Below are 12,982 nucleotides of genomic sequence, written 5' to 3'. Positions count from 1 at the left end.
CGCGTACTTATGATCGTGGCGTGCGTCTTGGCCGCTGGGGCGGCTGCGACCCCGGCAGCTGCGGATCCGTGCACAGCACCGGTCCCCACTCGCGCCGGTCACTCCTTTTCGGGCCAGGTCCGTTACGTGGGTGACGGCGACGGCCTGTGCGTCGGCGATTCCCCAGATCCGACGACTTGGATCGAGGTCCGCCTGGCGGATTTCGATGCGCCCGAGCTTCACGCCCCAATCGGAGCGCGTGCCAAGGCAGCACTGGAAGATGTCGCTCTCGGCCGCGGGGCCTTCTGCACCGCGGTGCGTGGCCGCAATGGCCGCGTGCAGGTCTATGACCGCGTCATCGCCGTCTGCCAGATCAGCGGACGATCGATCGGAACATTGTTGCGGCAGATCGGCGCGCCTCAGGGCGGCCGCTAGCCCGAGAACCTGTAGCTCCCTAGGCTCACCCGCTGTCGCTCGAGCGTCCAAGCTCCTGTGGACCCGCTTCGCACAGACGATGAGATACTGCCTCGGTGCCGAAGCAACATGCCGGCCATCGCCGACCCCGCGCGGGCTGATCCCGCAAACTCACTGTAACCAGCTCGCGGGAATGAGCTTCTCGCCCTTCCTCCATCGCTCGATCACCGCCGTTGCGAACCACTCCGGCTTTAGGTCTGCGTGATCCATGATGATGATCTGCAGCTCCGGCGCGAGTTCGGCCGCTGCATCGGCCGCCAGCTTGAAGAGCTGCAGCACGGCGGTCTGGTCCTCGTCGGAAAGCCCGTCGATTGAACCTTCCGCATCGCGGTCCGGTGGATAGTGAGCTTGAGATGGCTGGTCGAAAATGATGAACCCCGGCACGGGACGCTTCTTTTGACGAAACCATTTATGGAGAGCCAGGTGTGCCAGGACGTGGTAGCCGACCCAATTCTCGCCGCTTCCCATCCGGAACAAAGGGACCGGACCGTCAAGAGTATCAGCGACGACCGTCAGGGCCCTGATGTCGAGCCTTAGCTGGCTACCTCGGTGCTCCAGTTCCAGATCGTCAGAATACTGGGTCATGTAGCGGCCGATAATGTTCAAGAAGGCATCAAGCTTTTCCTTCATCGCTTCGGCGTCGAGCTCCCGCTCCAGCGCCGCAACCCGAATCCGGCTTGCCGCGATGGCCGATTTCAGCCCTGAGCTGGTGTCGGCGGTGCTGGCGGTCTCGACATACTGAGTGATCTTTCCGGTTGTTCGCGCCTGTAGAATGAAGCTGTCCTGTTGAACGCGGAGGATCTCGTTCTCCCTCATTCGCGCCGCAATCTGCTGCTGGTTTTCCCGCAGACGCTGCTCGATGTCGGCCTCTTCGCGATTGAGCGACGCCAATCTGAGCTGAAGCCGCGGGTTCTCAGCCTCAACCGCCTCGAGTTGATCGCTGAGCTCCTGAAGCGAGCGCTGCATCTGCACCACGGTCGGCGCCGGCACGGGAAGCTGGCTTTCGCACAGCGGGCAATGAGCGGAATCGTGATCGCCATGTTTGATCAGGCCGACGGAGCTCAAGCGAGCTCGCTGCTCTTTTGCTTCACGTTCGTAGCCACTCGTCTCCGACGTAAACGTCCGGGTCGATCGAATCTCGGCGTTGACCCTCTCGAGTTCGGTTCGAAGACCCTGGCGTTCAGCGCGTAGGCCAGCCAGCACGTCCTCGCCGTCACCCACCATAAAATTGTCGCGCACGCCGGTGTCACGCACCACGCGCTGAAGAACCGCAAGGACCGCCTCGTAGGTGAGCGCGACAGTCCGCTCGTCGATAAGTCCCACCTGTTTGGCTTCGTCGACAAGGGCGCGCGCACGCGGGTACGTGCTGCTATCAAGGGCGTCCGCGTCGCGGAGCTGGCGTTCTAGCTGACGTAGTTCGCGTTTGGCCTGATCGAGCTGGGATTGCTTGAATAGGCGGTCTTCATCCACGGCCCCAAGGAAATAGGGCAACGTATCTTTGATGGCCTGACTGACGAAGTCCTCGCCTTGCCGGTGGAACAGGCGCTGTTTGCTGTCGATGTCGTTCTGGTCTTGGAAGGAGAGCAACAGCGCGTGCCGGAAGTTTGCCTCCAGCGGGTCGCGGGTTGGGGTCGGAGGTCGATGTTCGTTCTCGCTGATGCCGATCGCGGCGCCGAGGAACTTCTCTACTGCGCCCACCGTCGTGTTTTTGAACAGGGCGGACTCCGACGGTGTCTCGATGCTCGACCCTCGGTCCATGTAGATATCGCCGTTCGTTCGATCGCCGACATCGGGGTTGCGACGGGCGATGAAGATCTGTCCGTCGCCAATTTGAAACAGCAAAGCATACCAGCCGACATACTTGCGGATCACGCCATCCGCGACGTTGCATTCGCTGCGGCCCGTACAGTAATCGATGATGTCGATTATCGCTGACTTGCCGGTTTTTGAGCCGCCGGTCAGTATATTTAGCTCGCCGGGTCTGAACACGACCTCGCGAACTTCACCCCGGCGACTGTAGAGAATGAGCTTGGCAATTTGCAGACTCACGGTGTCACCCCCCACGCGGCGTAGATTGTTGCGGTTGTGCCCGCGGCGGCAAACCATCGTCCCAAGAAACCTGCCCGGTCGACGCACTCGCGGGCTTCTGCGGTGAACAGCGCGGTCCGCTTCTCGGTCGCGGTTTGACGCTTCGCCCCAACGCTCAGGTCGCCGCTGTCCGCCAGCGCCAAGATCTGGTGCTGAGCACCGAACACAACGGCTTCGCGGGTGATCGCGCTCAGGCGCGTCACCCTGTTCGCGAAGTCGACAAGTTGCTCACGGTTGTCCTGAATCCAAGGCAAAAGCGAGGTCACTGTCGAGCTCGGCAACGCTCGCCGCGTGCCCTGGTGCAGAACGATCGGGAGAATAAGGAAGGTGAGAGCAAACGGGAACGGCCGCCCCGCCTTCTTCGTATAGTCTTCAGTCGTCTTCGCCAGCAAAGTGGCGCAGAAAGCCGGATTGAACAGATAAGCTTCTTCGGTGACGCGGTTCGACCAGGGCTGCATGGATTAGCCCACCCCGTCATCGGAAGGGTCATCCTGGTCGCTCTGATATTCAGGATGCCACCCGACTGCGTATCGATTCGACAGTATGTGATAGCTGCCGTGGGTCAGGAACCGGTCCCGAACGCTTCTCAATGTAAACTGGGCCTCGTTCTCCACCCATTTGTAAAGCAGCTGCCCGGCGGCGACCTTCTCGGTGGGCGGGCAACCCGGGCCGAGTTCGTCGACCAAGGCGGCGTGGCGCGGCTCCCACGCTTCCACGAGCTGCCGCTCATAGTTCTCGAGTTCGCCACCTACGAGAAGCTCTTCGCGCGCCCAGCGCGATCGCTGCTCGGACGCTCGGTAATAGTCTCGAATCGCGAACTCCACGCGCCGCGGGCCGACCTCGATCCTTCGCAACTGTTTCACGAAAGGACGCTTGTCGAGTTCGGCGACGACCGTCGGTGACGGATAGGTGGACGCATAATCGACCGGCAGGGCGTCTCGCCTGAACTCCTCCCGAAGTTCATCGACCCGCTGGTCAATGGCGAGCACGGGGATGGCCGAAGGGCCTGCTCCGGAGAGGGCCTTGATCACCACGCCGAACCACCATCCTTCAAGGCGCTCTACCAGATGGTCGACCTGATCGCGCGGCGCGGCGTGAACGAGCTCGCGCGCGATCTCATCCCCGACGTCGACGATGTTGGGCGAGCCGTCGAGAACGAGGATCGCCTTCAGCATGCTTTGACGCAAATCTTCCGGCAGCGCCGAGTAGGCTTGATAGGCTGCAGCGTTCTCCTTGTTCTTGGATGAAGCAGCGGTCTTCAGGAGCAGCTGATCAGCGGCCGACTCATCCCGTTCGCGCATGCGCAAGAGCGCCGCCGCTGACCCATCTGGCGCGAACCCTGTCGTCAACAGGACGAACTTGATCCTGAAGGGCGCCTCGACGTCTTCCGTCACGCGCTTGGTCCAGATGAGCAACGTTTTCCACAGATCGACGCTGGCATCCGTCAGGTTGCCCAGCTTGCCCACATGGTGCTTGGTCTGGATAAGCTGTGTCGGCTCACCGTTGACCTCGAACCCCACATCGTCGAACTTCTCGATCGAAATCTCCAGTTGGGGCGACTTGGCGATAGCCTGAAGACCGGCGAGCAAGGCGTAGCGGCATTGAAAAAGGTAGCCAGTCGCCGAAGCGCTGGCTTCGTGCGTGCTGGCTGGCTTCATCCCTGGCTCTGGCCCCTACTCAAATGAAGATTCCTTCGGTTCGGTAATTACAGCGATCACCTTCAATGTAAGTGACCGCTCGTGCAATACAGAATGCCCAGTCCTGTCCCCCATCATTCATCTGGGGGAGTATGTCCGAGTTCCACCGCCTTCCGGCGCTGTCCCGCGCTCAGCGCGCTCCAGAAGCGATGAACCCGGCGTGTCGGCATCTGTCGCAGGTCCTCGATGTGCTGGGCGCGGCGAAGCTCGACCTGAAAGAAGGAGGGGTGGTGGTCGATCCGAAACGTCCGAAGCTTCCAGAACACCACGGCGGCATATTTGGGCGTGAGCTTCTTGTTGCGCCGGTAGTAGTCGAGCGCGCCCGACAGCACCGGGTTGACCTCCTTCGTGGCGAGCTGTTCCAGCGCACGGATGCAGGACTCCAGTTGCATCCGCTGGGTAAGTTTGGCCAGATGGCGCTTTGCCTCCTCGGGCGAAAGGCGCCGGCCATTCTCCATGACGGCGACGTCGAATTGAAGTATGCAATGTGAGCCGACCCAGAGCGCTGCCTCGGTATATGGGTTGGCGATCTCGAAGTGATATCTGAGGTCCTGCTGGCCGCACAGTTCGCATGTCTCGATCGGTGTCTCGTGGTCGACCGTGTTTTCGGTGAAGGACCACTCGGCGAAGGCGGCAGGCAGCGTGTCGGCCACCGAAAGGGGCAGAATGCTGTCGCGCACGCGCTGGCTGTAGCCTCCCACTTCTCATCAGGCCTCGTTATTTAAGCTGACTTACCTTAGCCCATTTCCTATTTAAGCCAAGTGGGCATTGCTTAAATAAGGGTGGGTTGCCATAATCGGCGCACATGGTTGATCCCGAACCCAATCAGCGGCTGGGCCGCTTTGTCGAAACCCCCGTCGCCGGCGAGACGGTGCGTGCCTTCGTGCCGCCGCCGCTCCCCCCGGCGCCGCCGATCGACGTGCTCACGCTGCTGGACCGTTTGAGCCTAGCTGAACGCGCGCTGGGCCGCCTCGACGGCATAACCATGCTTTTGCCGCGCCAGGAGCTCTTCCTCTACATGTATGTGAGGAAGGAGGCCGTCCTCTCGTCCCAGATCGAGGGAACCCAATCCACCCTTACCGACCTCCTGCGCTTCGAGACCGAGGCGCAGGCCGGGCAGCCGATCGACGACATCCGCGAAGTCTCGAACTACGTCGACGCAATGATGTATGGCCTGGAGCGGCTTGAGGACTTGCCGCTGTCGCTCCGCCTGATCCGCGAAATGCACGCACGGCTTCTGCAAAGCGGGCGGGGCGGCACCAAGAGCCCGGGCGAATTCCGGCGCTCGCAGAACTGGATCGGCGGCAGCCGACCAGGCAACGCGCTTTTCGTCCCGCCTCCAACGACGGAGTTGGATGGCTGCCTCGACGCCCTTGAACGCTTCATGCACGAGGACGAGTCTCGACTGCCGGCGCTGATCAAGGCGGGCCTCCTGCACGTCCAGTTCGAGACGATCCATCCCTTCCTGGACGGCAATGGCCGTATCGGGCGTCTGCTGGTGACGCTTTACCTTTGCGTTCACGGCGTGCTGCGAAAGCCGCTGCTCTACCTGAGCCTCTATCTGAAGACCCATCGCGCCGACTATTATAGGCTGCTTCAGGAGGTGCGCGAACACGGGGCTTGGGAGGCTTGGCTGGACTTCTTCCTGACCGGCGTTGCGGATACGGCAAACCAAGCCTTCGACGCCGCGACCCGGATCGTCGAACTGTTCAAGCACGACCGCGAACGCATCACCGGCGAGAGCGAACGCCCTGGCTCCGCGCTGCGCATCCACGATCTCCTTCAGCAGAACCCCTATCTCACCGCAAACCTGCTGGTCGAGCGAACGGGCCTGTCCGCGCCCACCGTCAACGCCGCGCTTGCCGATCTTGAACGCCTCGGCATCGTCGAGGAGGTGACCGGCCGGCGGCGCGGTCGCGTCTTCGGCTATCGCCGCTATCTCGCAATCCTCAGCGAGGGCACCGATCCCCTGCCCGCAGCCTAACCCGAGAGAAAATTGTGCGTCTAGAAAGCGTCACCCTGTCCGGCTTCCGCTGCTTCGGCCCCGACCCGATCACGGTGCCGATTGCCTCGGAGATCACCGCCGTCGTTGGTCCGAACGCGGCCGGCAAGACCGCGCTCCTCCACGCCTTGTCGAAGCTGTTCGGCGTCTCGCGCGCACAACGCACCGTGCAGCGGTCGGATTTTCATGTCGGAGCTGACGAGGACATCGATGACCACGCCCGAAACCATCGCACCGTCATTTCGGCACATGCAGCTCGAGCGTGCAGACAAAGCACCGGTCTGTCGCTTGCGGCTCGAAGCGCGTTGGGAGGACGACGGAACCGTCGAGGGCGAGGTGTCGCAGGAGCTGTTCTGGGTCGATAGACGAGGCGGCCAAGTTCGTCCGTGGCGCCATGCTCGCCTACCCGGAACTCTACTTCGCACGCTTCGTCCTTCTCGTCGAAGGGGACTCGGAGCGGATCGTCCTCCCGCGTCTCGCCGAAGCGCTCGACCTCCTGATCGATCCTGCCTTCGTCGCGATCGTGCCGCTGGGCGGGCGCCATGTGCAGCATTTCTGGCGGTTGCTGACGCACCTTGGCATTCCACACGCGACTCTGCTCGATCTCGACCTCGGCCGTAGCGGCGGCGGCTTCGGCCGGGTGAAGACCGCGATCGAGAAACTTATCGAATTCGGCGTGCCGAAGGCTAACCTGCTCAAGATCGAAGGCGGCATGTTATCGGACGCCGATTTCGCCAAGATGCACACGTGGCAGGATGCCGATGACCGCAAGCTGCTCAAGGGATGGGTCGACTGCCTGAAGCCTCACGCCGTCTACTTCTCCGCGCCGCTCGACCTCGACCTGGCGATGATCGCGGCTTTTCCCGACGCCTATGAAGCAGTTATACCCAAGGGGGGCGGACCCAAGATGGCCGTCGATAAGGCAGCCGAAGTCGTCCTGGGCACAGCTGGACCAGGGCTCGCCCTCTACACCGGACCTTACAAGGACTACCCGGATCTGCTGCCCGCCTATCGCTACCACTTCATCACGAACAGCAAGCCGGCGACACATCTCGCGGCGCTCACCCACATCAAGACCAAGGCCTTGCGTGAGGACATGCCGCCGTTGCTTTCGGAACTTCTCAACCATATCGCCAAATGCCTGCGGCGAGACTGACCATGGCGGTGCTTGCGCGACGGGTTCGACCCGACGATTGGAAGCCGATCGGTGTCGACGCCCTCGAAGCGAACGCGATCAAGGTGGTCCGCTCCACCGACAACCGCTCGGTCATCGCCGGCCCCGGTGCGGGGAAGATCGTTCGCACGAGATCGTATTGGATCTGGGTGGTGTCCTGGAACTCGTCCATGAACAGGTGCGAGTAGGTCAAACGGAGGGCGTCGCGCGCCATCGGATTGACGCGCAGGAGCAGTTCGGCGAGCCGTCCGATCATCGGGAACGACAGAAAGGTCTTCTTTCCCTCGTGCAGCGACGATTGCCAGAATCGATCCGCCGCCCACTGGCCGACTGTCGGGTCAGGCCAGCCCAGAACGGGAAGCGGTGAGCCTACGAGCAGCGAGCGCTCGAATGTCTTGATGGAGATCGCCTGGAGGTCAGCGTAGCTGCCTATGGCTTTCGGAGGCGTACCGACATCCTGGAACAGAAATCCCCGAAAGGCCGTATCGTTTGGGAACATGAGTTCATAGTCGGGTCGCGGTCGCCATCGCTCGGGCAGCGCTTGGCCGAACCGGTCGACCAGGCTTTTGGCGAACGCGTCGAAGGTCATCGAATCGAGACGGCCGGCGTGGCTGCGATGGCAGCGCTGGCGGACGCGGGCGGCGAGATTGGTCGCGGCGTCACGCTTGAAGCTGATCGCGAGAATGCGCCGCGGCGGCGGCGCGATGCCGGTCTGCAGAAGATAGGCGGCGCGCTGTGCGAGGAGCTCGGTCTTCCTCGGAACCGATGCAGTGATCACTGCAGTGGGAGACAATAAGCAGCAGATCATGCGTTGGGCGATGGCGATGGACGATCCATTCTCCGCGTTCGACGCCGATTTCGGCGGCAAGCGCACGCCGCTCTACAACAACTATCGGTCGTCGCCCGAGCTCGTGCGCATCCAGCATGTCCTCGCGCAAGCGCTAGACGCTCGTGCGGTAGAGCCCGTTTCGAAGACGGCAACCACGATTGCAGGCGAAAGCTGCGCAATCTGGGACTTCTCGAGTCCCGAGATCGAAGCACAGCGGCTGGCCCGGTTCGTCGCCGGCGAAGTGAAGGCCCATGCGCTCGGCCCTCGCGACTTCGTCCTGCTCGTGCGCCAGAAGGCGGTCGACTATGCGGCCGTACTCGAGCCAGCCTTTCGAGCCGCGGGAATCCCGCTTCGCAACGAGGCCGGAACCGTCGGCGCCGTCATGTTGCAAGAGCTTCTCGCGGAAGAAGCATCAGAGCTGTTGGTCAAGGTTCTACGTCTTGCCATGACGAAACGCGCAGGTCGGCATTGGACCGAATGCCAGGAGGCGCTGGGGGCTTTGCGCGGGATTTCTCCCGAGGACGAAGCCGCCCAGGCAATATTCGCCCGCGAGCTCGACGCCCAAGCGACCCAGCTCAGCGCCGACCATCCCGAACCGCCAGCGTCCAAAGCCGATGCGCGGACCATCGTTGATGACGTCCTTTGCTTCGTCGGCCGTGAACGGCTGATCGCCGTTCATCCCGCCTATGCGCAGGGCGGGTGGTTTGAGAAGGTCGTTGAGGCCACCGCAGTGCATCTGCACGGGTCATCGGCCGACGCCGCAGATTGGACGGAGACCCTCGACACCTACGAAGGCCTGCATGCCATTCCGCTCATGACGATCCACAAGAGCAAGGGGCTCGAATACCATAGCGTCATCTTTGTCGGGCTTGATGACGGCGCCTGGTGGAGTTTTGCTGGCGACCAAATGGAGGCGACCGCCGGCTTCTTCGTCGCGTTCACGCGGGCCAAGCAGAGGGTGGTCTTCACCTACTGCGCCAAACGCGGGGCGCGCACCAAGATCGCCACCCTCTACGGCCTTCTCAGCAAGGCCGGCGTTCAGACCATCCAGATAGCCTGAAATCTCCGTCCAGCCCGAGGCACCGAGATTCAGGTTCAAGAATTGTGAGGCAGCTGCTTTCTGGCTCCAATTGCCCCGCCAAATCTACGCTGGGGCGCGGCGTCGCCGCCGCCGTTACGCTACTGTTCCGCCTTCCAGAGAGTAGGATAATGCCGAATGAAGCCATCCGGCGCGAGTTTGAGGAGGCCTTCGTAGCTGGCGCTCGGTGCCTCGTACCAGAAGGCAGATTCGCCACGTCGCGTGTATCGCTGGTCCAGTTCGGTCAACTCACCTGTCTCGGCATCGAGCCATGCAACAGAGATGTGAGCGGCGCAGCCTTGAGCGATCGGAACGCGACGAAGCTGTTGCAGGTTCGTCGCAGGCGTGAACCCGAGATCGAGATCAACGAGATGATCCAAGCCGTGCACGACCTCCCCGTTCAGCGTCCACTCAGTCCCCTGTCGAACGATGAGGTATTCGATAGGTCGGCGCCCAAGGAAACCCCGAACGTCTCCGCGCACCGTTTTCCAATCGGCGCCACATTCGACGCGATAGGCAATGCACGCCGGGCCTTCCTTACGGCGAAAGACGGCGGTTCCTTCGATACGCCAACCACTACCGCACTGCTCCAAACGGCACGCGTCGTGACCGAGCGTATCCAGCCGTCGCCAAAAGGCAGTTGCCACGATAGTCACGTTCGACCTCCGGATCGGATCATCATTGTGGTAAAGCGTAGATGTAGTGCTCATCTTCGCCAGCCGTGGCCCATCACCTCGACCTGATGCGAGCGGCACGGACAATTTCATGATTGGCGCGAGAGCCCGTCGCTACGCGGCTCAGGGGACGGCAGTCTCGAACTGAATGTCACCGCCCAAGCTTGGGCCAAGCGCCGCCTCGGGCACATCGGCGTGGCGATCCTCTTCGGTGTAAAACCGGGAAAAGTGCTTGCCCAGGATTTCGCCCGGCGAATAGCCCTTGATCCGCTCCGCGCCTGGATTCCAGCTCGACACGCGGCCCTCGCGGTCGAGCAAGTAAATCGCGTAGTCCACAACGCTTTGGACGAGCACCTCGTAAGCAATTTTTGGGGCCGAACTTGCTTTTCATCGCACTGAAAGCTTATCGCCCAGGGAGGGCAACCCGCAACGTTCGGACCAAAAGCAGACCGACCTTCTTCCTACGCCGATACCACTGCAGCCGCGACCCTGAAACCGCCCCGCGTCCCCCACCCGCTGGTCGTCCCAGAACCTCGCATTCGCGCGCGAGGTGCTTCAATTTCCCGGACCGGGCGCTCCTCCTCCCTCGCGAAATATTCTCGCGCGCGACCGCCAGGGGAGACGCACCCGTCAATCGCACCGCCGTACCGCAGAGTCAGTTCAACAACCATGTTCAGAGATATGGCGTTCCAGCGCGAGCCGGGCGCCCTCCGATTCAACCCGCGCCTCGTCGACACGCCGTTGCAGTCGGTCGTATTCCTCCTTTGCAGACGTCGCCAACTTGCCTTGAAAAACCGTCACAGCGCGTGAAAAACTGGCCGTTTTTGCTTCGTAATCAATGACCAGGCGCGCCTTTTCTTTGCAGTCCATCGTTTGCTCTTCGCGCTCTTCGCCGACCTCAGATGTCAGACTCCGGCTTTCCGTTTCGCGCTCTCGCCGCCACTTCGCTTTTGATGCGATTGAGCAGAAGCGAGTGATCGTAGGGCTTCGACAACAGCGGGCCGTCCTCGCAGAGGTCCTGCGCCTTGGCGGCCGCCTTCTGGACGGTGCCGGCGAGAATGATCTTTGCGTCGATACCGTTCGACCGCATCCAACGCGCAAGACCGAAGCCATCGATCTTGCCGGGGCTGCTCACGTCGGCCAGCACGATGCCGATGGCAGCGCTGCCCGTGGTCAGCACCTCAACCGCTTCATCGGTATTCAGGGCTTCAACCACCTTATAGCCGCAGTCGCGCAAATATTCAGCGAGCGGCTTCCGCACGAGCACGTCGTTCTCCACCAACAGGATATGGGGACTAGTCATACCGCTTCACTGTTCGACGTGAAACCGCCCCCCGCGTCGTCCAGAATGGCACGGATTTTCTGAGCCACGTCGCCAAGTACATAGGGCTTCGTCATCAGCGGCGTTCCGTCGATCTCGCCCGGCAGCAGATGCCCAGACGTCAGGATCACCGGGATATGCGGGTAGAGAAGCCGCACCTGCTGGGAAAGGCCTATGCCATCCAGCGACCCTGGCATGCGCACATCCGAGAAGACCAGCCCTACATCGTTATGTGACCGCAGGTATTCCAGAGCTTCGTCGGCTGTACCAGCCTCGATGACATGGAAGCCACAGTCTCTCAGGTAGTCGCATATGACATACCTTACCAAAATCTCGTCTTCAACGACGAGTATCGACGTGCGTTCTTCTTCCGAGTCGGATGCAGGCTCGATCATCTCACCCCCTTTCCGACACAATGCCCAAGCTGGTCCCAGGTTCCTGGAGCGGCACGAGCCGGGCGCCGTAGCGCGCCTCGGCGCACAAAAAGGACGGACTGGCCGACGGAGCGCGTGACCGGTAGGAGTGATCAGGGTGGGGCAGGCAGATGCAGGAAACTCTCGTGCAACACCTCCGCAGCATGGGCGGAAATTTCTGCGCATCGGCAGAACGATTCGACGGGACTGACGGGGGCCGCACCGACGAGCATGTGTTCCAAAATCTCCATTGGGGATTGGAACTGTTGCTGAAGGCCTACCTTCACCATCGCGGGTGGACGGATGCGCGCTGCATCGCAGATGTCCGACACGATCTCGGCAAGGCGCTCGCCGCGTGCGAGCGGGAGGGGCTCGAGGGTATCGACCCCGAGATTCGCGCCTTCCTGCAAGCCCTCAGCCCTTTTTCGCGTGTCCATCGTGTGGCCGAGTTCGTGGAGGCGGGCGCCGCCGGCTGGACTGCGGCGGACGCGATCACGGTGAGCACCCGCCTTCGGAAAGCACTCGCCAGCGGCTTTTGGGTGGAGGGCGGCGAGGGATGAAGCCTTTCCCCGGGCCAGCCCGTGCTCTCACCGAACCCCATCTGCGGGCGGCACCCCGGAGGCCGTGCTGAAACTCCGCGTCGGAGCGAGGCACGGCGACGCGCCCTGCAAGACACGACTTTGGCGCTGTCCAACCCTACTTTGGTTCACTGGACAAAAGGGAGCCGGGTCAGGAGAGAGATTTGTCTGATGAGAGCGAAGGTATACTAACCAGAGTCAAGCGCTGGGCGCGACGGATCAAGCGGGACGTCGAGGCGCTCTGGATTGCGGCGCGTGATCCTCGCGTTCCTTGGTATGCCAAGGCGGTCTGCGCCGCGATCGCAGCGTATGCGCTTTCACCGATCGACCTGATCCCCGACTTCATCCCCGTGCTCGGTTATCTGGACGAGATCGTCCTGTTGCCGCTGGCGATCCTCCTTGCTGTGCGCCTGGTCCCACCTCAACTCATGGCCGAGTTTCGCGCGAAGGCCGACTCGCGAGCGGACCGTCCTGTCAGCTGGGTGGCAGCCGCGTCCATCGTCATCCTCTGGATCGCGGCCGCGATCCTGCTGCTCTGGCTGTTTTGGTCGAGGCCTATGACAGGCTAGAGCGCCGCGTTTTCCGCGCATCCTGCCCCGCAAGGCGCCCATAAGAGGATGAGGGCAGCGGCTATCGCCGTGACGGGTTGAGGGTCGAGAGAGAGGCTCCCGGCCG

Annotated in this window: 17 protein-coding genes; 7 read left to right on the top strand and 10 right to left on the bottom strand. The window is 62.1% G+C overall.

The genetic code is table 11. The features are described from left to right. The first annotated feature begins 126 nt into the window (after positions 1-126). A complete protein-coding gene (locus J0I47_RS13780; protein ID WP_232824134.1) occupies positions 127-414 on the top strand; it encodes a thermonuclease family protein in 288 nt (95 codons plus the stop codon). A 150-nt stretch (positions 415-564) separates the two neighbouring features. Here J0I47_RS13780 and J0I47_RS13775 read toward each other — a convergent pair whose 3' ends face one another. The 4 genes from J0I47_RS13775 to J0I47_RS13760 all read right to left on the bottom strand — a co-directional run bounded on the left by J0I47_RS13775 (position 565) and on the right by J0I47_RS13760 (position 4,918). Beyond that, a complete protein-coding gene (locus J0I47_RS13775) occupies positions 565-2,517 on the bottom strand; it encodes a DUF3732 domain-containing protein (RefSeq protein ID WP_294047543.1) in 1,953 nt (650 codons plus the stop codon). After that, the gene (locus J0I47_RS13770; protein ID WP_137901409.1) at positions 2,499-2,999 is read right to left on the bottom strand and encodes a three component ABC system middle component; all 501 of its coding nucleotides are present in this window, start codon (positions 2,997-2,999) and stop codon (positions 2,499-2,501) included. The genes J0I47_RS13775 and J0I47_RS13770 overlap by 19 nt, the downstream gene beginning before the upstream one ends. A gap of 3 nt (positions 3,000-3,002) precedes the next feature. Further along, positions 3,003-4,199 (bottom strand): ABC-three component system protein, encoded by a 1,197-nt coding sequence (locus tag J0I47_RS13765; RefSeq protein WP_137901410.1) that lies wholly within the window; start codon positions 4,197-4,199, stop codon positions 3,003-3,005. Between the two features lie 113 nt (positions 4,200-4,312). Beyond that, positions 4,313-4,918, bottom strand: a complete 606-nt coding sequence (locus J0I47_RS13760; RefSeq protein ID WP_198669277.1) for a hypothetical protein — start codon at positions 4,916-4,918, stop codon at positions 4,313-4,315. A 125-nt stretch (positions 4,919-5,043) separates the two neighbouring features. Here J0I47_RS13760 and J0I47_RS13755 point away from each other — a divergent pair, with 125 nt between their 5' ends. From J0I47_RS13755 to J0I47_RS13745, 3 genes are read left to right on the top strand one after another with little or no spacing between them, the layout of a single operon-like run. Next, positions 5,044-6,222, top strand: coding sequence for a Fic family protein (locus J0I47_RS13755; RefSeq protein WP_116968897.1), 1,179 nt, complete (start codon positions 5,044-5,046; stop codon positions 6,220-6,222). A gap of 14 nt (positions 6,223-6,236) precedes the next feature. Further along, positions 6,237-6,605, top strand: a complete 369-nt coding sequence (locus J0I47_RS13750; RefSeq protein WP_366810184.1) for an AAA family ATPase — start codon at positions 6,237-6,239, stop codon at positions 6,603-6,605. A 29-nt stretch (positions 6,606-6,634) separates the two neighbouring features. Beyond that, positions 6,635-7,396 (top strand): ATP-dependent endonuclease, encoded by a 762-nt coding sequence (locus J0I47_RS13745; RefSeq protein ID WP_294047542.1) that lies wholly within the window; start codon positions 6,635-6,637, stop codon positions 7,394-7,396. Here the strand turns inward: J0I47_RS13745 and J0I47_RS13740 are convergent. Beyond that, on the bottom strand, positions 7,362-8,192 hold the full coding sequence (locus J0I47_RS13740; RefSeq protein ID WP_294047541.1) for a UvrD-helicase domain-containing protein: 831 nt from the start codon (positions 8,190-8,192) through the stop codon (positions 7,362-7,364). The two genes, J0I47_RS13745 and J0I47_RS13740, sit on opposite strands and share 35 nt — an antisense overlap. On the opposite strand from J0I47_RS13740, the gene J0I47_RS13735 reads away from it, so the two are divergent. Then, positions 8,185-9,303, top strand: coding sequence for a 3'-5' exonuclease (locus J0I47_RS13735; RefSeq protein WP_294047540.1), 1,119 nt, complete (start codon positions 8,185-8,187; stop codon positions 9,301-9,303). The genes J0I47_RS13740 and J0I47_RS13735 overlap by 8 nt on opposite strands. Before the next feature lie 119 nt (positions 9,304-9,422). Here the strand turns inward: J0I47_RS13735 and J0I47_RS13730 are convergent, their stop codons facing one another. The 5 genes from J0I47_RS13730 to J0I47_RS13710 form a co-directional block, all read right to left on the bottom strand. After that, on the bottom strand, positions 9,423-9,977 hold the full coding sequence (locus J0I47_RS13730) for a putative glycolipid-binding domain-containing protein (protein WP_198669278.1): 555 nt from the start codon (positions 9,975-9,977) through the stop codon (positions 9,423-9,425). A 141-nt stretch (positions 9,978-10,118) separates the two neighbouring features. After that, the gene (locus tag J0I47_RS13725; protein WP_353653353.1) at positions 10,119-10,349 is read right to left on the bottom strand and encodes a PAS domain S-box protein; all 231 of its coding nucleotides are present in this window, start codon (positions 10,347-10,349) and stop codon (positions 10,119-10,121) included. Positions 10,350-10,655: 306 nt separating this feature from the next. Then, positions 10,656-10,865 carry a hypothetical protein gene (locus J0I47_RS13720; protein ID WP_058771712.1) on the bottom strand — a complete coding sequence of 70 codons (210 nt, stop codon included), beginning with the start codon at positions 10,863-10,865 and terminating at the stop codon, positions 10,656-10,658. Between the two features lie 28 nt (positions 10,866-10,893). Beyond that, complete coding sequence (locus J0I47_RS13715; RefSeq protein ID WP_294047539.1) at positions 10,894-11,274, bottom strand: response regulator; 381 nt, start codon at positions 11,272-11,274, stop codon at positions 10,894-10,896. Positions 11,275-11,294: 20 nt separating this feature from the next. Continuing rightward, positions 11,295-11,711, bottom strand: coding sequence for a response regulator (locus J0I47_RS13710; protein ID WP_058639974.1), 417 nt, complete (start codon positions 11,709-11,711; stop codon positions 11,295-11,297). 149 nt (positions 11,712-11,860) lie between these two features. On the opposite strand from J0I47_RS13710, the gene J0I47_RS13705 reads away from it, so the two are divergent. Continuing rightward, positions 11,861-12,289 carry a hypothetical protein gene (locus J0I47_RS13705; RefSeq protein ID WP_137901411.1) on the top strand — a complete coding sequence of 143 codons (429 nt, stop codon included), beginning with the start codon at positions 11,861-11,863 and terminating at the stop codon, positions 12,287-12,289. Between the two features lie 182 nt (positions 12,290-12,471). Next, positions 12,472-12,876, top strand: coding sequence for a YkvA family protein (locus J0I47_RS13700; RefSeq protein ID WP_244625930.1), 405 nt, complete (start codon positions 12,472-12,474; stop codon positions 12,874-12,876). Positions 12,877-12,982 lie beyond the last annotated feature (106 nt).

Source organism: Sphingomonas sp. (assembly GCF_017304635.1).
GTDB lineage: Bacteria > Pseudomonadota > Alphaproteobacteria > Sphingomonadales > Sphingomonadaceae > Sphingomonas.
This window is presented reverse-complemented; position numbering and strand designations above follow the sequence as displayed.